This window comes from Pseudomonas putida (assembly GCA_029953615.1).
Lineage (GTDB): Bacteria > Pseudomonadota > Gammaproteobacteria > Pseudomonadales > Pseudomonadaceae > Aquipseudomonas.
Genome location: CP124529.1, coordinates 3,234,664 through 3,258,202, shown reverse-complemented (window position 1 = coordinate 3,258,202; position 23,539 = coordinate 3,234,664). Strand labels below are relative to the sequence as shown.

Below are 23,539 nucleotides of genomic sequence, written 5' to 3'. Positions count from 1 at the left end.
TAATAACAAGGAAAATTCGGTGAAACTCAGCGATATCGCCCGTCTGGCCGGTGTGTCCGTGACCACTGCCAGCTACGTCATCAATGGCAAGGCCGAACAGCAGCGCATCAGCAACAGCACTGTCGAGCGGGTACGCGCGGTGGTCGAGGCCCACGGCTTCACCCCCAACCCGCAGGCCGCTGGCCTGCGCAGCCGGCATACCCGCACCCTGGGCTTCATTCTCCCGGATCTGGAGAACCCCAGCTACGCCCGCATCGCCAAGCAACTGGAACAAGGTGCCCGCGCCCGAGGCTACCAGTTGCTGATCGCCAGCAGTGACGACCAGCCCGACAGCGAGCGCCAGTTGCAGCAGCTGTTCCGCGCCCGCCGTTGCGACGCATTGTTCGTCGCCAGTTGCCTGCCGCCGGAAGACGACAGCTACCGCGAACTGCAGGACAAAGGCCTGCCGGTGATCGCCATCGACCGCCGCCTGGACCCTGCGCACTTCTGCTCGGTGATCAGCGACGACCGCGATGCCAGCCGCCAACTGGCGGCCAGCCTGCTGAACGCCGCGCCGCGCAGCATCGCGCTGATCGGTGCACGCCCCGAGCTGTCGGTCAGCCAGGCCCGTGCCGGCGGCTTCGACGAAGCGCTGCAGGGCTATGCCGGCGAAGTTCGCCGCTATCAGGGCGAAGCGTTCAGCCGTGAGTGCGGCCAGCGCCTGATGCAGCAGCTGATCGACGAGCTCGGCGGCTTGCCGGATGCCCTGGTGACCACCTCCTACGTGCTGCTGCAAGGGGTATTCGACACCCTGCAGGCGCGCCCTGCCGATTCGCGCCAACTACAACTGGGCACCTTTGGCGACAACCAGTTGCTCGACTTCCTGCCGCTGCCGGTGAATGCCATGGCCCAGCAGCATGGCCTGATTGCCGCCACCGCCCTGGAACTGGCACTGGCCGCGATCGAGGATAAACGCTACGAACCTGGCGTGCATGCCGTCGGTCGAACGTTCAAGCAACGGATTACAGCGGCCTGACCATGCGCCTGATCGACACCCACACCCACCTGGACTTCCCCGACTTCGAAGCCGACCGCCCGCGCCTGCTGGCCAACGCGGAGGCGCGCGGGGTGGAGCGGATGGTGGTGCTGGGGGTGTATCAGGCGAATTTCCAGCGGGTATGGGACCTGGCCTGCGCCGACCAGTGCCTGTTCGCTGCGCTCGGCCTGCACCCGATTTACCTCGACCAGCATCGCCCGGAGCACCTGGTGCAGTTGCGCGAGTGGCTGGCGCGCCTGCACGGCGACCCTCGGCTATGTGCCGTGGGCGAGTTTGGCCTGGACTATTACCTGGAAGACCTGGACAAGGCCCGCCAGCAGGCGCTGTTCGAAGCACAATTGCAGATGGCCTGCGACTTCGACCTGCCCGCCTTGCTGCACGTGCGCCGCAGCCATGCCCAGGTGATCGCCACGCTCAAGCGCTACAAGCCGGCGCGGGCGGGGGTGATTCATGCGTTTGCCGGCAGTTATGAAGAGGCTCGTGAGTACATCAGGCTGGGCTTCCGGCTTGGGCTGGGCGGTGCGGCTACCTGGCCGCAGGCCTTGCGGCTGCGCAAGACCCTGGCGCGGTTGCCGCTGGACAGCGTAGTGCTGGAGACCGATGCGCCGGACATGGCGCCGGTGATGTACCCGGGGGTGAGGAACAGCCCGGAGCATTTGCCGGAGATTGCCTGCGGCGCTGGCGCAGGTGATGGGGGTGGATGTCGCGGAGCTGGCTGAAGCCAGCAGCCGCAATGCTTATGAGTTGTTCAGATGGTAGACCTGGCGCGGTCGCTGTAGGAGCGGCCTTGTGTCGCGAAAGGGCCGCAACGCGGCCCCGGCAATTTATGCGGCGAAGCTGAAAATCCGGGGGCCGCTGCGCAGCCCATCGCGACACAAGGCCGCTCCTACAGGGTATGCGCCCGACTTCAGCTCAGACCAGCACCGTCCACAGCGCAAACCCTGCATACCACAGCACCGCGCAACGCAGCAGCAGCTCCCACAGGCTGTCCAGCCGGCCCAGCCCGCGCTGGCTGTCTTCTTCCTCGGGAATGTCATCGGCAATGCGCCCGACCCGGGCCACCAGGTGTCCGGCGCTGATGTGCCAGTTCAACACCTCGTGCAGCATTACCCGGGTCACCGCGAGGAAGTTGCCGACCAGGGCAAAACTCAACGCCAGCACCCGTACCGGCAGCCAGTCCATGATGTGCCTCAGTTGCTCGGCACGGGCCTTCAACGCAGGTTGCCTGCTGTGCTCGCCGCACAACGCCAGCAGCCGATAGGCCAGGGCTGCGCCCGGGCCCAGCACGAAGTACCAGAAGATCACCGCGAAAAAGCCCTGGTACACCTGCCACAGCAGGTTGCCCTGCACCCGTACCAACAGGCTGTTCGGCTCGTCGGCCGCCAACCCCAGGTCACGCTCGGCCACGTGCAGTGCGGCTTGGTCATCACCACGCCGCCAGGCATCGCGGAACGGCCCCAGCGATGCCTTGGCATCGCCGCGGCCCAGGCTGTAAACCAGCACCAGCAGGTGCACCGGCAACGCCAGCAAGCCATACGCCACCGGCTCCAGCACATGCAGCAGCAACGCCAGCAGTGCTACCGGTGCCAACACCAGGATCGCCAGCGTCCACCACGGGTGCACCTTGCCGCTGCGCTCCAGGCGCACCAGCTCACCAAGGAAGAACCCGTCGCGCTGCACCTGATGGCGCAGGGCCGAGAACTTCTCGACCCACAGCGCCAGCAACAACACCAGAAAACTCATGCCTTGTCCTCGTTTTGCTGCAGCGCCTGACGGTAGCGCGGCCAGTCGAACGCCGGGCCAGGGTCGGTCTTGCGCTGCGGGGCAATGTCGCTATGGCCCTGAATGCGGTCCAGGTCGATGGTCGGCCAGGCACAGCGGATTTGCCGGGTAAGTTGCGCCAGCACCGCATACTGGGCATCGGTATAAGGCAGCTCGTCAGTGCCTTCCAGCTCGATACCGATGGAGAAATCGTTACAGCCTTCACGCCCGTCGAAGCACGACACACCAGCATGCCAGGCGCGGTCGAGCAATGACACGAACTGGGTTACCGCACCATCACGCTCGACGAACAGGTGCGCCGACACGGTCAGGTGGTTGATGCTGGCGAAGTATGGGTGTTCGTCGGGGTCCAGGCGGTTCTGGAAGAATTGCTGGACCTTGCCGGTACCGAAGCAGGCCGGCGGCAGGCTGATGTTGTGAATCACCAGCAGGGAAACCGATTCGCCTTCGGGGCGGGCATTGAAGTTCGGCGAGGGGCAGTGGGTGATTCCGATTCCGTGGAACCAGCCAGTGGCACGGTCCAATTGCATGGGGCAGATCCTGAAAACGCCGTGAACAGAACATCAGTATGCCCTGTGGCGACTGCCGTTTGCATGTGAATGATTGTAATGCTGTGGGAGCGGGCGGGCCCGCCCCCTCAGAGATCGTGCCAGCTTGGCGCCTACCGCCGCAGGCCCTCGAGCACCGCCTCCAGCGCCCGCTCGAACAGCAGCCCGTCATCCAGCACCCGCACGTCGCCCCGGTGCAGCGCCTGGGCCAGGCTACCGGCGTTCCATTCGCGCACCTTCATACCGGTACGGTTGGCGAAAACCAGCCGGTCGCTGCTGTCGATACGCGCCACCAGTTTGCAGCGCAGCGGTTCGTCCTCATCCAGCACCTCGACCCAGGTACCGACGCGCAGGCGCTCAACCTGGCGCACTGCCGCAGCCTGATCGTCGGCAAACTGCAATGGCGCGCAGGCGGGCTCTTCGGCAATGGTCAGCACGATATCATCAGCCACCAGCACGTCACTCAGGGGCTGGCCCGCTTTGCCAGGCTGCACCTCGTTACCTGCGCAGGCGCGCAGATGCAACTGCTCCAGTTGCAGGAAGAATTCGCGAGTCGCTGCTGAATCCAGGGCCACGCCGGCCAAGCCATCGCGCAGTGCCTTGAGCAGGCCCGGCACCTGCTGCAGCAAGGCTTGCGGCTCATGCGGCGGGGTGATGCTGGCCAGTAGCGTATCCATGGTCTGCAAGGCATCCCGCCAGGCCTGGGAGGCCTCGCCCTGCTTGAGCCAAGCCAGCAGCAACACCTGGCTCCAGGCCTGCACCAGCATCTGTACCACCACCTGCGGCAGTACCCGGCCGCGCAAACGCTGGTTAAGTGCGTGCTGCACCTGCTGCCTGGCCTGCTGGGCCCGGGCGCGCCCCTCTTCGGCGTCGCGTGTGCGCTGTTCAAGTAGCTCGTTGCGCCGCCGCTCGTCCTGGTTGAAAGCAAGAAAGTCTTCGAGCAGTTCGGCGAACAGGCTGGCATCTTCGGCAAAGTCATTGAGCAGGCGCTGGACGATACGCTCCACCCGCAGGTGCAGGCTGTCGCGCATGCCGTCGCCGCCGCACTCCCAGCCGATGGCCGCGCCGGCGATCTCGTTGAGCAGCCGCCGGGCCGGGTGACTGGCCCGACTGAACAGGCCCTTGTCCAGCAGCGCCACTTTCAGCAGTGGAATATGCAGACGCGCGATCAGCGCGCGCAGGCTGGCCGGCAAGTTGTCGTCGTTCTGGATGAAGGCGAACAGCAGGCCAACCAGGTTGATCATGTCTTCGTCAGCCACGTCGATGCGCCGGCGTGTGCCGCTGCGCACGCTGACCCTGAGCAGCAGTTGTTCAAGCTGTTGACCCAGCTCGAATTCGTCGGCCTCGTGGGTAGCGGGCACGTAGTGCTGCAAATGCGAAAGCAGGCGCAGCAAGTCGGCGGTGCTGATTGGCTGTGCGGCAGCCACCGCCTGCAAACGAGGCGCGAACTGCCCCCGCACCGGTGCCAGCAGTGGTTGCAAAGCGGCAAAGAAAGCCTGCCCTGCCGCGTCCGCGCCCCCCTCTTGTCCCAGGTTCGCCGACCCACGTCGTGTACTCACGCGCCGGTCTTCTACACGCCGGCGCGGTGCCGGCGGCAACTCGGGCAGCACACCGGCGGCGGCCAGCAGCTGGTTGGCTTCGCCATAAATCATGTCGACATCGCGCAGCACATAGCGCTCGAACAGTTTGAGCAGGACCAGTTTGACCCGCAGGCCGACCCCCAGGTTGCGGCCAGCATCAAGGAAGTAGCCACACAGCGCAGCCGGCCCCAACGGGTTGTGCTGCTCGTACAGGGGGCGGTCAAGCAGTACCTGCAAGCGCAGGCTCAGTTGCTGCAGGGCAATGCCGTCGCGCGACAGCACCCGCGCGACCATGCCTTCGATCGCGGCGGTACGCTCCACCTGGGCCTTGCTGCCCAGGTTGCCCGGCTCGACCATGTGCGCCCACAGGTCAACCTGACCGATACGGGCGAAGGCATCATAGAAGGTATCGAGAAAACCACGCTCGATGCTCTTGCGCTTCAGGCGCAGGTCGCGCATGGCTTCGAAGTACAGGTTCTGATCATGGCGATCGACGGCCTTGTCGGCCATTTCGAAGAGGGTGTCGTCAGCGTTGTCGAACAAGTCCTGCAGGCCCTGGCGCAACTGCAAGGCGGCCTTGTCGCGCACCTGCAGGAGCAACACCGGAAGGCAAGGCAGAGGCGCACGTACGCCTCGGTCGATGGCGGCCGCCAAGGGCACCACCTTGCCTTCATTCTGCATCCTGGACTCCTTGCAGGGTGTCTCGCCCGAAGGGGCTGAAGATCGTCAAAGTCATGACGCCAAATACCGGTCACCATTATCGGTAAAAATCCGCACAGCTGCCAGCACCGTTTCACCGGCTGGCTAATGACCCTGATTTACCCCGCCTGCTCACACAGGCCGACCAAAGGTCATCGCCAAGGCGACTGTACACACCGGCCCCCTGCCCTATAATCGCCGGCATCTAGCTTGTGGAGCCGACCATGCCGAACCTACGCCTCGCCGACCTGACCGCTGAAATCGAAGCCAACGTGCGCCGCGCGTTGTTGGAGGACATCGGCAGTGGCGATATCACTGCGCAGCTGATCCCGGCCGAGCGCCTGGCCAAGGCGACCATCATCACCCGCGAAGACTGCGTGATCGCCGGCACCGCCTGGGTCGATGCGGTGTTCCGCCAACTCGACCCTCGCGTGGCCGTGCACTGGCAGGTGGCCGATGGCGAGCGCGCCACCGCCAACCAGCCGCTGTTTCATCTGGAGGGCCCAGCGCGTTCACTGCTCAGTGGTGAGCGCAGTGCATTGAACTTCCTGCAGATGCTCTCGGGGGTCGCTACCCGTGCGCGCTTCCTGGCCGACCTGGTGGAGGGCACCCAGGTGCGCCTGCTGGACACCCGCAAGACCCTGCCGGGCCTGCGCCTGGCACAGAAGTATGCAGTGACCTGTGGCGGTTGTGACAACCACCGCATCGGCCTGTACGACGCTTTCCTGATCAAGGAAAACCACATCGCCGCCAGCGGCGGCGTTGCCGCGGCCGTGGCGGCGGCGCACCGCATTGCGCCGGGCAAGCCGGTGGAAATCGAAGTGGAAAGCCTGGATGAACTGCGCCAGGCGCTGGCCGCTGGTGCCGACATCATCATGCTCGACGAGCTGAACCTGGAAGAAATGCGCGAAGCCGTGCGCATTACCGCGGGCAAGGCCAAGCTGGAAGCCAGTGGCGGGGTCAACGAGACGACTTTGCGGGTGATTGCCGAGACAGGGGTTGACTACATCTCGATTGGTGCCATGACCAAGGATGTGAAGGCGGTGGACCTGTCCATGCGCTTGAGCCTGTGAGCTGATTGCGGACACAAAAAAACCGGCCATTGAGCCGGTTTTTTTTGGGGGGGCGCTTTGCGCCCCGGTGTTCTCGAATCAGAACGAGGCGTTGGCCAGCCCGTCCAGGTAACGCTCGACATCCAGCGCCGCCATGCAGCCGGCACCGGCCGAGGTAATGGCCTGGCGGTAAACGTGGTCAGCCACGTCACCGGCAGCGAACACGCCCTCGACGTTGGTGGCGGTGGCGTTGCCTTCACGGCCGCCGTTGACCACCAGGTAGCCGTCCTTGAGGGCCAGCTGGCCTTCGAACAGCGAGGTGTTCGGGGTGTGGCCAATGGCGATGAACACGCCGTCAACCTTGATTTCGTCGCTGCTGCCGTCGTTGTTCTTCAGGCGCGCACCGGTCACGCCCATGTTGTCACCCAGTACTTCGTCCAGGGTGGCGTTGAGCTTGAGTTCGATCTTGCCCTCGGCCACACGGGCGTGCAGCTTGTCGACCAGGATCTTTTCGGCGCGGAAGGTATCGCGACGGTGCACCAGCGTCACCTTGCTGGCGATGTTGGCCAGGTACAGCGCCTCTTCCACGGCAGTGTTGCCGCCGCCCACCACGGCAACCGGCTTGTTGCGGTAGAAGAAACCGTCGCAGGTAGCGCAGGCCGAAACGCCCTTGCCCATGAAGGTTTCTTCCGACGGCAGGCCCAGGTAGCGGGCGCTGGCGCCAGTGGCGATGATCAGCGCGTCGCAAGTGTACTTGCCGCTGTCACCCTGCAGGGTGAACGGCTTGTTGGCCAGGTCGACGGCGTTGATGTGGTCGAAGACGATTTCGGTTTCGAAACGCTCGGCGTGCTCCTGCATGCGCTGCATCAGCGCAGGGCCGGTCAGGCCGTGCGGGTCGCCCGGCCAGTTGTCGACTTCGGTGGTGGTGGTCAGCTGGCCACCGGCCTGCATGCCGGTGATCAGCAGCGGCTTGAGGTTGGCACGGGCGGCGTATACCGCGGCGCTGTAACCGGCAGGGCCGGAACCGAGAATGATGACGCGCGAATGACGTACTTCAGACATGTCGAACTCCTGTCGAGCGGGCCGCAGGGCCGGCATCGTGTGCCGGCTGCGCCAGCTTTGAAATTAAAAAGGACCCACGCAGCACTTGGGGAAGGCTACAACGCGCAGGCCCGGAAAGCAGAAAGTTGAGCGCACTGTAGCGAGGTCGCAAAGATTAAGGAAATATCCTTCGACAATCCACCTCATAGCCATCGTCTATTCAGCGATTTCATCGATTATCAAGCCCTGCCGCTTTTGTTACCGCCCGTTTCCCGCTCGCGGCCCGCCTTTCGTCGGCGCGGCAAACTCGGTAAGGTCAGCGCGTTTCCCTTCTCTGCGGAGTTTCTCGATGCAAGCCCCTGTACTCTCTGGCCCCCAGTACCTGCGCGAAGGCCTGAAACTGGTGCTGAGCCCCAACCTGCGGTTGTTCGTGCTGTTGCCACTGGCGGTCAATCTACTGCTGTTCGGCGGCCTGATCTACTTCGCCGGGCATCAGTTCAGCCTGTGGGTGGACGCCCTGATGCCGAGCCTGCCTAGCTGGCTGAGCTTCCTCACCTACATCCTCTGGCCGCTGTTCGTCGCCCTGGTGGTGCTGATGGTGTTCTTCACCTTCACTCTGGTGGCCAACATCATTGCCGCGCCGTTCAATGGCTTTCTGGCGGAAAAGGTCGAGGTGGTGGTGCGTGGCCAGGACAACTTCCCGGCGTTCAGCTGGGGCGAACTGGTGGCCATGGTGCCACGTACCTTCGGCCGTGAAATGCGCAAGCTGGGCTACTTCCTGCCGCGGGCAATCGGCCTGTTCATCCTGTCGCTGATCCCGGTGGTCAACGTGGTGGCTGCGCCGCTATGGCTGATCTTCGGCGTATGGATGATGGCTATCCAGTACATCGACTACCCGGCAGACAACAACAAGATGAGCTGGCAGGACATGCTGGCCTGGCTGCGCAGCAAGCGCTGGCAGTCGCTGGGCTTTGGCGGCATAACCTACCTGGCGCTAATGATTCCGCTGGTCAACGTGCTGATGATGCCGGCGGCGGTGGCGGGGGCTACGTTGTTCTGGGTGCGGGAGCGCAACTGATCCACAGACCCGATGACTTGCAGGACTTCCTGTAGGAGCGGCCTTGTGTCGCGAAAGGGCCGCTAAGCGGCCCCAGGATTTCAGCATTAATGCACAAATTGCCGGGGCCGCTTTGCGGCCCTTTCGCGACACAAGGCCGCTCCTACAAAAAGCAGACTGTGTCTGGCCTTGGTTTTACTGCCCCAACCGGCTGGAAAACTGCCCCACCACATCCACCACCCGCTTTGCCCCGTCCTGGATTTCGACAATAACGCTCCCCGTCTCGTCCGCCAGCGCCAGCCCCTGCTCGGCCTGACGCTTGCTGGTGTCGATGATCGCCACCGCCGCCTGGGCCAGCTGCTCGTTCTGCTGCACCACCCGGGCGATTTCCTCGGTCGCGGTGCTGGTACGCGAGGCCAGTTGGCGCACTTCATCGGCAACCACGGCAAAGCCCCTCCCCTGCTCGCCGGCGCGGGCCGCTTCAATGGCCGCGTTCAGCGCCAGCAGGTTGGTCTGCCCGGCAATGTCGCTGATGGTCTTGATGATCGAGCCAATCACCCGCGACTGGGTATCCAGCGCCTGGATGCCCTCTGCCGCCTCTTGCATGGACGCTTCCAGCCCGCGCATCACGCTGACGCTCTGGGTGACCACATCGGTGGCCTTGCGGGCGCTGGCATCGGTACCCAGCGAGGTGTTGTAGGCGACATCTGCCGCCTCTGCGACCGCCTGCTCCTGGTTGACCTGCTCGGTGATGACGGTGGCGAACTTGACCACCTTGTACAATACGTCATGAGCATCGAAGATCGGGTTGTACGATGCCTCCAGCCAGACCACCCGGCCATGGGCATCGATACGCTTGAAGCGCTCGGCAACGTACTCGCCACGGCGCAGCTTGTCCCAGAACGCCTGGTAACCGGCCGAGTTGACCTCCTCCGGCTCACAGAAAATGCGGTGATGCTTGCCACGAATCTGTTCCAGGCGGTAGCCAACGGTGGCCAGGAACCGTTCGTTGGCGGTGAGGATGTTGCCATCGAGGTCAAATTCGATCACCGCCGTGGAGCGCATCAGCGCTTTGATCAGGCTCTCATGCTCGCGCGAAGTCTCGATGGTGCGGGTCAGGTCGCTGGAGTGCAGCGTGAAATACTTGATGCGCCCCTCGCTGTTCTTGACCGGCTGCAGAATCGACCGCAACCAGGCTTCCTGGCCATCGCCGCGCAGCAGGCGGAATGCACCGTTCAGGTGTTCACCACGGCTGATCGCGCCCTTCATGCGCTGGTAGAAGTCCAGCGTCTTCACATGGGCAGGGACGATGTCCTCGATGTTGCGCCCAAGCAATTGTTCGGCACGGTAGAGCATCTCGCTCTCGAAGTTGCCGTTGACCATCTCGATCCGCCCCTGAGGGTCGAGTTGCAGTACCAGCATCTCGCTGTCGAGGCTACTCTTGACCTGCTCGATGGACATCAGGTCTTCGCGCAGCTGCCGGATTTCTTGCTTGAGCTTGTTGTTGAACATCACCGCTCTCCTGGAGCGCATCGTCGAATGCATCTGCATCGGCTGTCGCTGCCCCCTCTTGAGCGGCCTGCAAGGAAAAATTCACCAAACGGAAAGCGTCGGTAATCAGGCGTCATCTGTACGTCACATTACAGTCACATTGGCGCAACTCAGCAGGCGGACACTTTTGTCATGAATACACCCGCCCTACGCATTACTCTGGTCAGCGAAACCTTCCCGCCCGAGATCAACGGCGTGGCCAATACCCTTGGCCGCCTCAGCGAAGGGTTGCGCCAACGCGGCCATGAAATCGAAGTGGTGCGCCCGCGCCAGGCCGGTGAGGCACCGCTGCACAACGACCCGCACCTGATGCTGTGCCGTGGCTGGCCACTGCCGGGCTACCCGGGCTTGCAGTGGAGGCGAGGTATCGATGCACAAGCTGTTGCGCCGCTGGCGCCGACAGCGCCCGGATGTGCTGTACATCGCCACCGAGGGGCCGCTTGGGCTCAGTGCACTGCGCGCGGCGCGGCGCCTGGGGGTGGCGGTAGTCAGCGGCTTCCACACCAACTTCCCGCAGTATTCCGGCCAGTACGGGCTGGGCCTGCTGACGCGCCTGCTCACCCATTACCTGCGCTGGTTCCATCGGCGTACGGCGATCACCCTGGTGCCCAGCCTCAGCCAGCGCCTGGAGCTTGAGCGCCGCGGTTTCGAACGCCTGGAGCTACTGGCCCGAGGGGTTGATGCCTGCCTGTTCAACCCGGCCCGACGCAACCCTGCATTACGGGAAAGCTGGGGGCTTGGCCCGGATGACATCGCCGTACTGCATGTCGGGCGGCTGGCGGCAGAAAAGAACCTGGGCTTGCTGCGCCCAAGCCTGGAGGCCCTGCAGAAAGCCTATCCACACAAACGCCTGCGCCTGATCATGGTGGGTGACGGCCCACAGCGTGCCGCCCTGGAACAGCAGGTACCGGAAGCCGTGTTCTGCGGTGCCCAGCGTGGCGAGGTGCTGGCCGAACACTATGCCAGCGGTGACCTGTTTCTGTTTCCGAGCCTGACCGAAACCTTTGGCAATGTGGTGCTCGAAGCCATGGCCTCAGGGCTGGCGGTGGTCGCGTATGACGAGGCGGCCGCTGCGCAGCATATTCGCCATGGCCATAGCGGTGCACTGGCCATGCCGGGGGATCAGGCAGCGTTCATCGACGCAGCCTGTTGGTTGCTGGAAGAAGAAGAAACGTTACGGCGGGTGCGCCTGAATGCGCGAAAGCATGCCAGCCGCCAGGGCTGGCCAGGGATTGTCGAGCAGTTCGAGGGGTATCTGCATGCAGCCCGGAACCAGGCTGCGACTTCACCAGCTTCGAGGCTGGGTGCTACGCGATCTGTGTAGGAGCGGCCTTGTGTCGCGATCGGGCTGCAGAGCAGCCCCTCGATTGTTGCGACAATGCTGATATCCGGGGCCGCTATGCGGCCCGATCGCGACACAAGGCCGCTCCTACAGAGGGACCCGCGTCAGGCGCTTCAGGCCAAGGCTTTCTCGATAGCCTGTACCACCGCCGGATCATCCGGTGCCGTGCGCGGCGAAAAACGCGCCAGTACCCGCCCGTCCTTGCCCACCAGAAACTTCTCGAAATTCCAGGTTATGTCGCCCGGGAACTCCGCCCCCTCACCCGCCAGCAGGCGGTACAGCGAGTGGCGCTGCGGCCCGTTGACCTCCAGTTTGCCACCCAGCGGGAAGCTCACCCCATAGTTGAGGCTGCAGAACTCCTGGATTTCCTTTTCGCTGCCCGGCTCCTGGCCGGCAAACTGGTTGCACGGCAGGCCAAGCACGTTGAAACCCTTGTCCTTGTAAACCTGGTAGAGATTTTCCAGGGCCTTGTATTGCGGCGTGAGCCCACACTTGGAGGCAACGTTGACCACCAGCACCACTTGGCCCTTGAACGGTGCGAGGGGCAGCTCCCCGCCGTTCAACGCGTCCAGTTTCAGGTCGTGAAATGCACTCATGATGACTCCCCTCTCAGGTTCCCGGTTGCCGCGCGGGCAAATTCCGCCCACTAAAAAGGCGCTCGTCCAAACCGTCCACCTCCCGTAGGAAGGCAAATCGGCTTGCCCGAGCGCCTGGCGACTTTCTGAGCTTAGCGCAGAAAATCAGTGGTGATGGCCACCTTCACCGTGGATGTGACGGTGAGCGATTTCTTCATCGCTGGCGTCACGCACGTTGACTACCTTGACCTGGAAGGTCAGGCGCTGACCTGCCAGCGGGTGGTTGCCGTCAACGGTCACGTCGTCGCCGTCGATGTCACGGATGGTGACGATCTGCATTTGGCCATCCGGCGCCGAAGCGTGGAACTGCATGCCCACTTCCAGCTCGTCGACGCCTTCGAACAGGCTGCGGTTCAGGGTGCTGACCAGTTCGGCCAGGTATTCGCCGTAGGCCTCTTCCGGCTCGATGGAAACGTTCAGTTCGTCACCGGCCTGCTTGCCTTCCAGGGCTTTTTCCAGGCCCGGGATGATATTGCCGGCACCGTGCAGGTAAACCAGCGGTGCACCGCCGGCGGAGCTGTCGATGGTCTCCCCGGCGTCGTTGGTCAGGGTATAGTCGATGGAGACAGCCTTGTTGGCGGCGATCAGCATGGGGCAAGACCTTTTGCAAAAGTATGTAGAGCGGACAAGTGTAACCAAGCCATCGCCCGATTGCGAACGCACCGCGGACGAGCAACGGCCCATCAGTCGGATCACCGGCTTCCACCAGGACGAAGAAGGCCACTGGGTGGCCGAGCTTTCCTGCGGCCACACCCAGCACTTGCGCCACCAGCCGCCGTGGCAGGCGCGCCCCTGGGTGCTTGACCCGGTCCAGCGCGCGCAGCGCATCGGTCAGCCCTTCGCTTGCGGCTGGTGCGCACAAGGGGCCGATAGCGCTACCCTTGGCCGTTAATTTCTTGCACCGCTTATTTCGAGAAGCACGCATGCAGACATTTTTCATTGCGCCGACCGACTTCGGTGTCGGCCTGACCTCCATCAGCCTGGGCCTGGTGCGCACTTTGGAGCGCGCCGGCCTGAAGGTCGGCTTCTTCAAGCCGATCGCCCAGCCCCACCCGGGTGACACCGGCCCCGAGCGTTCCACCGAGCTGGTCGCCCGCACCCACGGCATCAAGCCCCCCGTGCCGCTGAGCCTGGCCCACGTCGAGCGCATGCTCGGCGATGGCCAGCTGGACGAGTTGCTCGAAGAAATCATCCGCCTGTACCAGCAGGCCTGTATCGGCAACGACGTGGTGGTGGTCGAAGGCATGGTACCCACGCGCCACGCCAGCTACGCGGCGCGGGTCAACCTGCACCTGGCCAAGAGCCTGGATGCCGAGGTGATCCTGGTATCGGCGCCAGAAAACGAAGTGCTCAGCGAGCTGTCCGGCCGGGTCGAGCTGCAGGCCCAGTTGTTCGGCGGCCCGCGCGACCCGAAAGTGCTCGGGGTCATCCTCAACAAGGTGCGCACCGACGAAAGCATGGCGGACTTTTCCACCCGCTTGCGCGAGCACTCGCCACTGCTGCGCGGCAACGACTTCCGCCTGCTCGGCTGCATCCCCTACCAGCCCGAACTGAACGCCCCGCGCACCCGCGACGTGGCCGACCTGCTCGGTGCCCAGGTGCTCAATGCCGGCGACTACGAGCAGCGGCGCATGAGCAAGATCATCATCTGCGCGCGCACCGTGGCCAACACGGTGCCGCTGCTGACCTCGGGCACGCTGGTAGTGACCCCGGGCGACCGTGACGACATTATCCTCGCCGTCAGCCTGGCGGCGATCAACGGCGTACCGCTGGCCGGCCTGCTGCTGACCAGCGACAGCAAACCTGACGCGCGCATCCTGGGTCTGTGCCGCGGCGCCCTGCAGGCTGGCCTGCCGATCCTGTCGGTCAGTACTGGCTCGTACGACACCGCCAACCAGCTCAATTCGCTGAACCGCGAAATCCCGGTGGATGACCGCGAGCGCGCCGAATTCATCACCGACTTCGTCGCCAGCCACCTCGACGCCGCCTGGCTGCACCAGCGTTGCGGCACCCCGCGCGAACTGCGCCTGTCGCCGGCAGTGTTCCGCTACCAACTGATCCAGCGGGCGCAGCAGGCCAACAAACGCATCGTCCTGCCGGAAGGCGCCGAGCCGCTGCTGGTGCAGGCTGCGGCCATCTGCCAGGCCCGCGGCATCGCCCGTTGCGTGCTACTGGCCAAGCCCGAGGATGTCGACGCCGTGGCCCGTGCCCAGGGCATCACCTTGCCGCCGGGCCTGGAGATTCTCGACCCCGAGTTGATTCGCGGGCGCTATGTGGAGCCGATGGTCGAGCTGCGCAAGAGCAAGAACCTCAACGCCCCAATGGCCGAGCAGCAACTGGAAGACCCGGTGGTGATCGCCACCATGATGCTGGCCCTGGACGAAGTGGACGGCCTGGTCTCGGGCCTGGTGCACTCCACTGCCAACACCATCCGCCCGGCCCTGCAGCTGATCAAGACCGCACCGGGTTCGAGCCTGGTGTCGTCGGTGTTCTTCATGCTGTTCCCCGAGCAGGTGCTGGTGTACGGCGACTGCGTGATGAACCCGCACCCAAGCGCTGCCGAACTGGCCGAAATTGCCCGGCAGAGTGCGGAGTCGGCGCAGGCCTTCGGCATCGCGCCACGGGTGGCGATGATCAGTTATTCAAGCGATTCGGCCAGCGACGAGGAAGTCGAGAAAGTGCGTGAAGCAACCCGCCTGGCACAGAGCGCGGCGCAGGAGCTGCTGATTGACGGGCCATTGCAGTATGACGCAGCGGCCAACCCGGCAATTGCACGGGACCTGGCGCCGGGAAGCCCGGTAGCCGGGCGGGCAACGGTGTTCGTGTTCCCTGACCTGAATACCGGCAACACGACCCACAAGGCGGTGCAACGCAGCGCCGACGGGGTCAGCCTGGGGCCGATGCTGCAAGGCTTGCGCAAGCCGGTGAACGACTTGCCACGCGGGGCGCAGGTTGACGACATCGTGCATACCATTGCCCTGACGGCGATACAGGCAAGCGTGGTGCGCTAAAAACCGGGGCTGCCTTGCAGCCCATCGCCGGCAAGCCAGCTCCCACAGGGTCTGCATGGCCCTTGAGCCTTGTGCGGTACCTGTGGGAGCTGGCTTGCCGGCGATGGGCCGCAAAGCGGCCCCAGGATCGATACCTTACTGCTGAACCTGCCCCTGGTCATACTGCTGACCCGGAATCGGCTTCAGGTTCACTTCCACACGACGGTTCTGCGCGCGGCCATTGGCGTCGGCGTTGCTGGCGATCGGCTGGTCCGGGCCCATGCCACGTACCGAGATACGCGAGGCATCCACACCCTGCGAAGTCAGGTAGGTGCTGACCGCCTGCGCACGGCGCTGGGACAGGTCCATGTTGTGCTGGCGGCTGCCAGTGCTGTCGGTGAAGCCAACCACTTCGATGGTGTTCTGGTTGAACTGTTTGAACGAGCCGGCCAGGTTGTTCAGCGGCGAGTAGAAGCTTGGCGCGATGTTGGCCGAGTCGGTGGCGAAGGTGATGTTGCCCGGCATGATCAGTTTGATCTGGTCACCCTGGCGCTGCACTTCCACACCGGTGTTGGCCATCTGCGCGCGCAGTTCGGCTTCCTGCTTGTCAGCGTAGTAGCCGTAACCGGCTGCGGCGGCACCCACGGCGGCGGCGCCAATCAGTGCACCCTTGCCCCGGTTGTTGTGATCGATGGCAGCACCGGCGATAGCACCGGCCAGCGCGCCCAGGCCGCCGTACTTGGCGGTTTTGCTCATCCCGGTGGAGCCCTGCGCCTGCCCCTGGCTGTCATAAGGGTTCTGGCCGGCACAGCCGGTCATCAGGGCAGCGGCGGTTGCGACGATAATCAGACGACGCATGGTGAACATGGACAAGCTCCTACTGAATTCATGAATGCTGCAGATCATAACGGGATCTATGCCAGCCTTGGATTGCATCGGCAACGAAAAATTCCATGAAAGTGCCTTCATGTGCCATCACGCACGCACGAAGGGGTTTTCGCGCATCTCGTCGCCCAGGCGGGTATCGGGCCCGTGGCCGGTCACCACGATGGCCTCCTCGTCGAGCCGGTACAGCCGCTCCTTGATGGACCGGACGATGGCCCGCTGGTCGCCGCCCCACAAATCAGTACGGCCAATGCCCCGGCGGAACAGGGTATCGCCGGCGATCAGCAGCTTGGCGTCGGCAAACCAGAAACTCATCGAGCCCGGCGTATGGCCTGGTGTATGCAGGGCCACGCCACAACCGCAGGCCAGCTCCTCGTCATCCCCCAGCCAGCGGTCTGGCGCAGGTACCGGAGTGTAGGGCACGCCGAACATCTGGCACTGCATTTCCAGGTTGTCCCACAGCGCCTGGTCGTCCTTGTGCAGGTGCAGCGTGGCGCCGGTCAGCTCCTTGAGCTTGCCCGAAGCGAGGAAATGATCGAAGTGCGCGTGGGTGTGAATGATGCTCACCAGCGTCAGGCCGTGGGCCAGCAGGCGGGCCAGGATCTTGTCCGGGTCACCGCCCGGGTCGACGACAATGGCCTTTTTGGTCAGTGGGTCGCCGATCAGCGTGCAGTTGCATTGCAGAGGGCCTACGGGGAAGGTTTCGCGGATGAGCGCAGATAGGGCTTGGGTCATTGCAGTTCTCATGAGGAAAGCGCAGCGCGCTAGAAGCGTCGAGTCTATTCAATCAAGCGCAGGCAGGTCGCCAAGATTACAAGCTCTTCCTGAGGCAAACGAAAAACCGGCCAATAGGCCGGTTTTCAGACAAATACGAGTGTGCAGCGAGGCGCATCAGCGCTTGACGTGCTGTCGTTCAGGACGGAATTCCTGCCAGAGGGCCTGCGGGCTCAAGCTCGCCCCCCTTCGCCTTCGCGACCTGAAGGAACCGCAGCTGGTTACGGGACACTCGACCAGCAAGACGTCTAGCTTCAGCCTCGAATTTTACAATGGCAAGCAATTCTACCCGTCTCGTTTTGGATCGCATGGTTACCTCCAAAAGCTTGATCGATGCAATCGATGTTATTAGGGATCAACCTGGATCACAAGCCGACCCTCGGCGGTCCAGGTGAAGCCAAGCGCCTCATAAACTGACCTTGCGCCCTCAATAGGGTCTTGTATTTCAATCTCTTGACAACCCAACATGCGAGCATAGAAGTCTATCGATGTCAGCGCCAAACCAGCGATTTCTCCCCGAAGTGGATGCGACCTGCTGGGATTACCTTGAAGCAGGATGACCTTGATACATAAACGACTCTTTCTAGGGCTTGCATAGCAGAGACCACAGAGCTCACTCCCAAACCAGATGGCAAGATCAAACCCTTTGGGATCGCTATCCTTCCAAACGACAATTTCTTCCCAAGGAAACACGCACTCAGCTGCCAGCCACTCCAGGCTAGCACTGACAGCCTCTTGCGTTATTGGCTCTAACCGGAGTTGGTCCAGCTCGATATCTCCGTTCAGTAGTTCTGGTTGCCGACACAGCAATTCATGAGTGAGGGCTCGGGCCTGGGATCGAAATATTTGGTATCGGAGTTTGCTGATTCGCCTTCTCATGCAAACCCCGCATTCAAAATGGAGCCACTGCCCATTTAGAACTCACGACCTACCGGGTGCATGCGTTCCCACACCTGCACGTCTTTCGGTTGCGCGGCATTGAAGTCGCACTGACCGAGGAGCGACGCAAGGTCATGACAGTTTGCGCCGAAGCCCGCACTCTTCCGACGCTCATTCGCTCCCAGGCTTTCAGTCGGTAAGCAGTGGATCAACCTCTGGGTAAATTTCTTCATAACCGCTTCGCTGGTAGTCATCGAAAGCCGAATAATTACCGACGTAACGCCCATGAAAAAGAGCTCAAAAGCCCGTTTGGTTGGGATCAGACTGCTCCTACAATTCACGGCGAAGAGTCGCCGCTATACCAGCAAGAAGCATTGCTTGATGTGTCAATACGGGCCGTGCTGTGCGGGCCTCTCTCAAGGCAAGAACAACCTGAACAACCCCCCCCCAAGCGCCCCGCCATTGGAGATCTCGATCCGCCCGCGCACCCCGCCGCTTTCATGCAGTGCCGCGATCCGCGCCGCAAAGTACAGGCCCAGGCCGGTACTGCCGCTGGTCGAGTCGATACCCTGGATGAATTCTTCCTGGCGTTCGAGCATGCGTTGTGGATAACCCGGGCCGTCATCGTTGACACAGATGACCAGCTGGTTGTCTGCCTCTTCGATGGTGATCAGCAAGGCATGCGCGGCAAAGCGGGTGGCATTGGTGATGACGTTGGCGATCACCGAGGCCACCAGTTCACGGTCGAAGAAACCCAGCGGGTTGTCGGTGTCGATGCGCCAGGTAGCAAGGATGTCCTTGTGCTTGAGCACTTCCTCGTGGGCGGCCAACTGGGCTTCGATGAAGTCGTCCAGTTCGTGGTAATCCGGGCACACCGGTAGCTGGTTCACACCCAGTTTGTACAACCCCAGCAACTGCACCAGCATGCCGTTGAGGTGGCGAAACTCATGCTCCATCACCCCTTGCTCGGCACCACCGCGCAGTTCCTCGGGCAAGCGCTGCACCCACTGGTTGTGGGACTGGATCAGCGCCGACAGGGTATTCTTCAGGTCGTGCACGGTGGAGGCGATCACCGTGGAAAAATCCAGCCCCTGATTGTCTTGATTCATGCGCCGAACACTCGGATGTGCAGTTTGCGGTAGCGGTCGTAGCGGTTGTCGCTGGCAGGGATGCCGGCCACGCTGCTCAGGGCGTCGCGACATTCCTGCATGATCGCCGGCGGAGGGCTGTCACCGCCGATGCGCAGCAGCGCCTGGGCAGTGTTGAGGGCGATGCTGATGTTCTTCGGCTGCATACCCAGCGCCTTGCGGAACAGTTGCAACGCCTCGCCGAGCTGCCCGCCCTGGTAACTGCGAACCCCCTGGCGGTTGAGCGTGACCGCTTCGGTAATGGCATTGAGCACGCTGGGGTCGTCCGTCAGCTTGCCGACCCTCCCCATGACCTTGGGGTCATCGCCATAACTTTCCACACAGCTTTTCAGCACGCCTATTGCCGCGGCTTCCTGACCCATGGCCTGCAACTGCGCGGCGACGGTCAGGGCCGAATCGACCGAGAAGAACTGGTTCATCTTGTCCAGGCGCTGGATCGCCTGTTCAGTCAGCTTGGCAGCCGTTTCAGGGTCGCCGGCCTGCTGCAGGCTGGCGGCCTTCATCATGCGGGCACGCACCTGCAGGCCCTGGTCCTCGGGGTTGTCCTTGGCCACTTCACTGAGCGTGCTGTTGATCTCGACCCGGGTGCGCGCATCCAGGCCAAAGCCGGCGTTCTTGCTCATCAGCGCCTGCACCAGGCCCAGGTTGTTCTCGGGGTCCTTGTAGCGTGAGCTCTGGCCCTGGTTCACCGCATGGCGGAACGCCTTCGAGGCACTCTCGAAGTCTTCGTTTTCCAATGCCAGCTTGCCCAACGTCGACTGCCGGCGCACCGACAACGGCGACAGCCGCACGGCTTCTTCGAGCATGTTCTGCGCGCGCCTGGTTTCACCCTGGGCCACCAGTACCTCGGCCATGCCATCATACAGGCCCGGCATGATCGGGAAGGCTTTGAGCGCCTGCTCGTACACCCCTTGGGCCTGGGCGTTCTGGCCACGCTTGTGCATCAGGCTGCCCAACGCCGAGTACACCCACGGCTGCGGGCGGCTGGCCAGAATGGCCTTGAGGAACTTTTCCAGCTCCTCGAAGCGGTTGAGGTTGCGCAAGGCATCGGCCCGGTAGCGCAGGCACAACGGAGCCAGGCGTGGGTCACGCTTGCACAGCTCGGCGCAGGCCGCCAGCACTTCGCCCGGGCGATTGCGGTCCAGAGCCTGCAGGATCGGCTTGAGCAGGGTCTTGCGCTGGTACAGCTTCTCAACGCGCTGGGCCAGGCCAACCCGGTTGAACGGCTTGGTCAGGTAAGCATCAGGCTCGTGCTCGATGGCGCTCAGGACAATGGCCTGGCTGCTCTCGGCCGTGACCATGATGAATATGCATTCATGGCTGATGTGCTTGTCGAGGATCAGATCTTCGAGCACCTGCTGGCCGTTTTTCTTGCCGTCACCCAGGTGGAAGTCCTGCAGAATGACGTCATAGCGCTTCTGGGCGCACATGCGCAGTGCCTGCTCGCCACTGTCGGCGGTGTCCACGTCACGCACGCCCAGCTCGCGCAGCATGGAACGGGTCGACGTGCGAAAGTCGGTAAAGTCGTCGACGATCAGAAAGCTCTTTTGCCCGTACTGCAGCATCAACACGACCTGCCTTGGAATGATTGAAAAATCGCGCGAAGCGATGCCACCGATCGCTGTATCGGCAGCTGGTCGGTAAAGATGAGGGTAGAGCGTTGCCGGCCACGGACCATGGCCTTGAGCCATGACTTTAGCGAGCAATGCCCCGCATGGCCAGTGTCATGCCAGCAACCCCAGGGATTTGGCCTTGGCCACTGCCTGGGTACGCCGCTCCACCCCCAGCTTGCTGTTGATATGGCTGGCGTGGGTTTTCACCGTATGCAGGGAAATGAACAGCCGCTCGCTGATCTGTTGGTTCGAACAACCCTGGGCAATCAGCTCGAGCACGGCCTTCTCGCGGCCACTCAGGGCTTCGCCAGGGGTGGCGCCTGGCATCTGCGGCAAGCGCTTGAGCAGTTCGGCCTGTACCGGGCAAGCGCCAGCTGCCTGCAACTGTTCGAGAAGCCACTGCGGGTGTTGTTCCAGCAACGGCTGGAACGGCTGCAGCACGCCGCCATGGGCTGCTTCCAGCAACCTTGGCAACAACTGGGCGGCCTGCCCTTCCCGGCCTTCGCCCAGCAACAAGCCAAGCCACTGGCACAGGGCACTGACGCAGAGCATCATGCCGCCACTGGCCTGGCCGCGCTCGACCAGGCCGGCCAGGCGTTGCGCCGCGTCGTCGCTGCGCGACTGGATACGCTCGAGCAATGCCTGCTGCAAGGCGATGTGCAATGGCAGCAACGGGTGGAACTCGGGGGCCGCCGCCGGTTGCTCGCCACCGTAGGTCTGGCCCAGGCGCAGCAGCCAGGACTCGGCCAGGTCGATGCGCCCCTGGGCCAGCCACAACTCGCATTTGACCAGGGTGATCATGGCCAGGTAGTAGACCGGCGGCACATCCCAGATATGCATCAACCGCTCGGCCTCGGCCAGTTCGGCAAAGGCTTCGGCAAAGTGCCCCTCCCTGCCATCGAGCGTAGCGATCACGCAGTGGCCGATGAGCACACTGATATCGCGGCAGGCCCGCGCCTCGCCCAGCCCCGCACGCAAGCGGGCACGGCCCTGGGCCGGCTGCAGACGCGAGACCAGCAGGTAGCCTTCGTAAAGCGTCAGCCGCGCGCGCACGGCATACAGGCGCTGTGCCGACAGCCCTTGCAGGCGCTGCAGCCCCTCGCGCACTTCGTCCAGCGCACGCAACACTTCGCCACGGGCATGCAGCACCCGCGCCCGGTCGTAATGGGCCAGGGCCTCGAACAGTGGGTTGCCGACACGCTGGGCCAGTTCCAGGGCCTCGCGGTTCCAGCCCCGGGCCCGCCAGAAATCGCCATCGGCAATTGCCAGGTTGGACAGCGTCGACAGGCACACCAGGCGTTGGCCATAGCGCTTGCTCGGCAGGCTCTGCAGCGCTTCGCCGCAATAGGCCAAGGTACGCTCGCGGTCGCCCCGGCCACGGGCGATCACCCCACTCAGCGCCAGCCACTGGGCCAGCATGGACTTTTGCGCGGTCGCCGAAGGTGCGGGCAGGAAGCGGCTGAGGTAACCCGCCAGTTCCTCGGCCGCGTCCAGCTGACACGCCAGGCCCAATGCCCAGCTGTACAGCACGATCAGCCGTGGCGTGCTGATGAGCAGGCTGTCGGGCAGGTCCATTTTCCAGCGCAGCAACATGCCAACGTTCTGTTCAGCCAGCAGTTGTTCCTCGGACAGGCTCTGCACGAGGTCGGCGGCGACATCGAGGTGACCGGCACGCAGTGCCTGCTCCACCGCTTCGTCAAGCAGGCCCTGGCTTTCGAACCAGCGGCAGGCACGCAGCTGCAGGCTGGCCAGCGGCTCGCTGGCCTGGCGGCTGCGCAGCAGGTCGGAGAACAGGTGGTGATAGCGGAACCAGTGGCCATGCTCGTCCAGCGGCACCAGGAAAACCTGGTGCGCCTGCAGGAAACGCAGGATCGCGGCACTGTCTTGGCGGCCGCGTATGGCATCGCACAGCGGGGCGCAGAACCGTTCCTGGCATGCCGTGTCGTACAGGAAGGCCTGTACGTCGGCGGGCAGCATGTCGATGACTTCTTCCAGCAGATAGTCGCGGATCAGGCCTTCGCCGCCATGCAAGGCCTGGGGCAAGGAATGTTCGTCGGCAGACTCGCTGGCCGCCAGTTGCCAGAAACGCAACCCGGCCACCCAACCATCGCTGCGCTGGATCAGATTGTCCAGGGCCTGGCCACGCAGGCCGGTGGGCTGGCGACCGATCACCGCCAGCGACTCTTCGTCGGTCAGGCGCAAGTCCTGTTCGTTGAGTTCGACCAGATGCCGCGACAGGCGCAGGCGCGCCAGGTGCCAGTCCGGGCGCTGGCGGCTGGTGACCAGCAGCACCAACCCGGCGGGCAGGTGATTGAGGAAGAACTGCAGGCAACGATCGAGCACTGGCCCCTGAGCCAGGTGATAGTCGTCCAGCACCAGCAGCAAAGGCGTATCGGCTTGCAGGTACAGCGCCAGCTCGTCAAGCAGGCCGTCGAGCCATTCCTCGAAAGCGAAAGGTTGGTGACGCTGGCGCATTTTCAGCAGGCCCATGGCCTGGCCGCCCAGCGCCGGGCAGTATTGCTGCAAGCCTTCGAGCAGGCGCTCGAGGAAGCGGCCAGGGTCGGCATCACGCTGGCTCAGCCCCAGCCACAGGCTACGCCAGTGTTCGGGCAGAGCTTCGCAAAATTCGATGGCCAGGGCGCTTTTGCCGAACCCGGCGGGGGCATTGACCAGCAAAAGCCGCCCGCCGAGGCCCGCTTGCAGCCGCTGGCACAGGCGCAGGCGCGGCACATGGCCGTCCGGCAAGGGTGGCCGGAAGAAACGCCCGTCCAGCAGGCCCAAGGCCTGGCTGGTGAATCCATGCGTACGGGACAGATCTGTCATGGCCGGCTCGTTCTGGTTGGAAGACTACGGCGGTATGGATGCTTGCGAGACTAGCGGGTAACGGTGCGCATTTGAAGATGATGGGCGCAATTGGGTTGTAAAAG

At 63.5% G+C, this 23,539-nt stretch carries 17 protein-coding genes and 2 pseudogenes; 7 read left to right on the top strand and 12 right to left on the bottom strand.

From position 1 onward, the window contains the following. Positions 1-19 precede the first annotated feature (19 nt). Both cra and QIY50_14925 read left to right on the top strand, forming a co-directional pair. Positions 20-1,015, top strand: coding sequence for a catabolite repressor/activator (cra, locus tag QIY50_14930; GenBank protein ID WGV18748.1), 996 nt, complete (start codon positions 20-22; stop codon positions 1,013-1,015). A gap of 2 nt (positions 1,016-1,017) precedes the next feature. Then, a pseudogene (locus QIY50_14925) lies at positions 1,018-1,795 on the top strand (TatD family hydrolase). Between the two features lie 153 nt (positions 1,796-1,948). On the opposite strand, the gene ampE reads toward QIY50_14925, so the two are convergent. The 3 genes from ampE to QIY50_14910 all read right to left on the bottom strand — a co-directional run bounded on the left by ampE (position 1,949) and on the right by QIY50_14910 (position 5,627). Next, positions 1,949-2,779, bottom strand: coding sequence for a regulatory signaling modulator protein AmpE (gene ampE / locus QIY50_14920; GenBank protein WGV18747.1), 831 nt, complete (start codon positions 2,777-2,779; stop codon positions 1,949-1,951). Then, complete coding sequence (ampD, locus tag QIY50_14915; GenBank protein ID WGV18746.1) at positions 2,776-3,348, bottom strand: 1,6-anhydro-N-acetylmuramyl-L-alanine amidase AmpD; 573 nt, start codon at positions 3,346-3,348, stop codon at positions 2,776-2,778. Before ampD ends, ampE begins: the two co-directional genes overlap by 4 nt. A gap of 131 nt (positions 3,349-3,479) precedes the next feature. Continuing rightward, positions 3,480-5,627, bottom strand: a complete 2,148-nt coding sequence (locus QIY50_14910; protein WGV18745.1) for a DUF1631 domain-containing protein — start codon at positions 5,625-5,627, stop codon at positions 3,480-3,482. 242 nt (positions 5,628-5,869) lie between these two features. Here QIY50_14910 and nadC point away from each other — a divergent pair, with 242 nt between their 5' ends. Next, positions 5,870-6,718 carry a carboxylating nicotinate-nucleotide diphosphorylase gene (gene nadC, locus QIY50_14905; protein WGV18744.1) on the top strand — a complete coding sequence of 283 codons (849 nt, stop codon included), beginning with the start codon at positions 5,870-5,872 and terminating at the stop codon, positions 6,716-6,718. A 78-nt stretch (positions 6,719-6,796) separates the two neighbouring features. Here the strand turns inward: nadC and trxB are convergent, their stop codons facing one another. After that, entirely contained in the window at positions 6,797-7,759 is a 963-nt protein-coding gene (trxB, locus tag QIY50_14900) for a thioredoxin-disulfide reductase (GenBank protein ID WGV18743.1), read from the bottom strand. Positions 7,760-8,087: 328 nt separating this feature from the next. Between trxB and cysZ the strand changes: the two genes are divergently transcribed. Further along, positions 8,088-8,816 (top strand): sulfate transporter CysZ, encoded by a 729-nt coding sequence (cysZ, locus tag QIY50_14895; GenBank protein ID WGV18742.1) that lies wholly within the window; start codon positions 8,088-8,090, stop codon positions 8,814-8,816. A gap of 174 nt (positions 8,817-8,990) precedes the next feature. Here the strand turns inward: cysZ and QIY50_14890 are convergent, their stop codons facing one another. Beyond that, positions 8,991-10,307 (bottom strand): PAS domain-containing methyl-accepting chemotaxis protein, encoded by a 1,317-nt coding sequence (locus QIY50_14890; protein ID WGV18741.1) that lies wholly within the window; start codon positions 10,305-10,307, stop codon positions 8,991-8,993. A 171-nt stretch (positions 10,308-10,478) separates the two neighbouring features. Between QIY50_14890 and QIY50_14885 the strand changes: the two are divergent. Next, a pseudogene (locus QIY50_14885) lies at positions 10,479-11,670 on the top strand (glycosyltransferase family 1 protein). A gap of 131 nt (positions 11,671-11,801) precedes the next feature. Here QIY50_14885 and QIY50_14880 read toward each other — a convergent pair. Together QIY50_14880 and QIY50_14875 are read right to left on the bottom strand one after the other, a co-directional pair. Then, the gene (locus tag QIY50_14880; GenBank protein WGV18740.1) at positions 11,802-12,284 is read right to left on the bottom strand and encodes a glutathione peroxidase; all 483 of its coding nucleotides are present in this window, start codon (positions 12,282-12,284) and stop codon (positions 11,802-11,804) included. Positions 12,285-12,428: 144 nt separating this feature from the next. Further along, complete coding sequence (locus tag QIY50_14875; GenBank protein ID WGV18739.1) at positions 12,429-12,914, bottom strand: peptidylprolyl isomerase; 486 nt, start codon at positions 12,912-12,914, stop codon at positions 12,429-12,431. Between QIY50_14875 and QIY50_14870 the strand changes: the two genes are divergently transcribed. After that, positions 12,913-13,215 carry a DUF3565 domain-containing protein gene (locus QIY50_14870; protein ID WGV18738.1) on the top strand — a complete coding sequence of 101 codons (303 nt, stop codon included), beginning with the start codon at positions 12,913-12,915 and terminating at the stop codon, positions 13,213-13,215. The two genes, QIY50_14875 and QIY50_14870, sit on opposite strands and share 2 nt — an antisense overlap. 31 nt (positions 13,216-13,246) lie before the next feature. Then, positions 13,247-15,334 carry a phosphate acetyltransferase gene (pta, locus tag QIY50_14865; protein WGV18737.1) on the top strand — a complete coding sequence of 696 codons (2,088 nt, stop codon included), beginning with the start codon at positions 13,247-13,249 and terminating at the stop codon, positions 15,332-15,334. Positions 15,335-15,469: 135 nt separating this feature from the next. On the opposite strand, the gene QIY50_14860 is transcribed toward pta, so the two are convergent. The 5 genes from QIY50_14860 to QIY50_14840 form a co-directional block, all read right to left on the bottom strand. Further along, complete coding sequence (locus QIY50_14860; GenBank protein ID WGV18736.1) at positions 15,470-16,180, bottom strand: OmpA family protein; 711 nt, start codon at positions 16,178-16,180, stop codon at positions 15,470-15,472. A gap of 108 nt (positions 16,181-16,288) precedes the next feature. Further along, on the bottom strand, positions 16,289-16,933 hold the full coding sequence (locus QIY50_14855) for an MBL fold metallo-hydrolase (protein ID WGV18735.1): 645 nt from the start codon (positions 16,931-16,933) through the stop codon (positions 16,289-16,291). A 1,334-nt stretch (positions 16,934-18,267) separates the two neighbouring features. Next, complete coding sequence (locus QIY50_14850; protein WGV18734.1) at positions 18,268-18,960, bottom strand: HAMP domain-containing sensor histidine kinase; 693 nt, start codon at positions 18,958-18,960, stop codon at positions 18,268-18,270. Further along, the gene (locus QIY50_14845) at positions 18,957-20,564 is read right to left on the bottom strand and encodes a tetratricopeptide repeat protein (protein ID WGV18733.1); all 1,608 of its coding nucleotides are present in this window, start codon (positions 20,562-20,564) and stop codon (positions 18,957-18,959) included. Before QIY50_14845 ends, QIY50_14850 begins: the two co-directional genes overlap by 4 nt. Positions 20,565-20,723: 159 nt before the next feature. Further along, positions 20,724-23,435: a LuxR C-terminal-related transcriptional regulator gene (locus QIY50_14840; GenBank protein WGV18732.1), complete on the bottom strand. Its 2,712-nt coding sequence runs from the start codon at positions 23,433-23,435 to the stop codon at positions 20,724-20,726. Between the last annotated feature and the right edge of the window lie 104 nt (positions 23,436-23,539).

Bases quoted from the DNA above. Each gene is read 5' to 3' on its own strand.
- QIY50_14850 (WGV18734.1), bottom strand. From the start codon at position 18,960: ATGAATCAAGACAATCAGGGGCTGGATTTTTCCACGGTGATCGCCTCC.
- QIY50_14860 (WGV18736.1), bottom strand. From the start codon at position 16,180: ATGTTCACCATGCGTCGTCTGATTATCGTCGCAACCGCCGCTGCCCTG.
- QIY50_14840 (WGV18732.1), bottom strand. From the start codon at position 23,435: ATGACAGATCTGTCCCGTACGCATGGATTCACCAGCCAGGCCTTGGGC.
- QIY50_14845 (WGV18733.1), bottom strand. From the start codon at position 20,564: ATGCTGCAGTACGGGCAAAAGAGCTTTCTGATCGTCGACGACTTTACC.
- trxB (WGV18743.1), bottom strand. From the start codon at position 7,759: ATGTCTGAAGTACGTCATTCGCGCGTCATCATTCTCGGTTCCGGCCCT.
- QIY50_14890 (WGV18741.1), bottom strand. From the start codon at position 10,307: ATGTTCAACAACAAGCTCAAGCAAGAAATCCGGCAGCTGCGCGAAGAC.
- nadC (WGV18744.1), top strand. From the start codon at position 5,870: ATGCCGAACCTACGCCTCGCCGACCTGACCGCTGAAATCGAAGCCAAC.
- cysZ (WGV18742.1), top strand. From the start codon at position 8,088: ATGCAAGCCCCTGTACTCTCTGGCCCCCAGTACCTGCGCGAAGGCCTG.
- ampE (WGV18747.1), bottom strand. From the start codon at position 2,779: ATGAGTTTTCTGGTGTTGTTGCTGGCGCTGTGGGTCGAGAAGTTCTCG.
- QIY50_14870 (WGV18738.1), top strand. From the start codon at position 12,913: ATGGGGCAAGACCTTTTGCAAAAGTATGTAGAGCGGACAAGTGTAACC.
- QIY50_14910 (WGV18745.1), bottom strand. From the start codon at position 5,627: ATGCAGAATGAAGGCAAGGTGGTGCCCTTGGCGGCCGCCATCGACCGA.
- QIY50_14880 (WGV18740.1), bottom strand. From the start codon at position 12,284: ATGAGTGCATTTCACGACCTGAAACTGGACGCGTTGAACGGCGGGGAG.
- QIY50_14855 (WGV18735.1), bottom strand. From the start codon at position 16,933: ATGACCCAAGCCCTATCTGCGCTCATCCGCGAAACCTTCCCCGTAGGC.
- ampD (WGV18746.1), bottom strand. From the start codon at position 3,348: ATGCAATTGGACCGTGCCACTGGCTGGTTCCACGGAATCGGAATCACC.
- pta (WGV18737.1), top strand. From the start codon at position 13,247: ATGCAGACATTTTTCATTGCGCCGACCGACTTCGGTGTCGGCCTGACC.
- QIY50_14875 (WGV18739.1), bottom strand. From the start codon at position 12,914: ATGCTGATCGCCGCCAACAAGGCTGTCTCCATCGACTATACCCTGACC.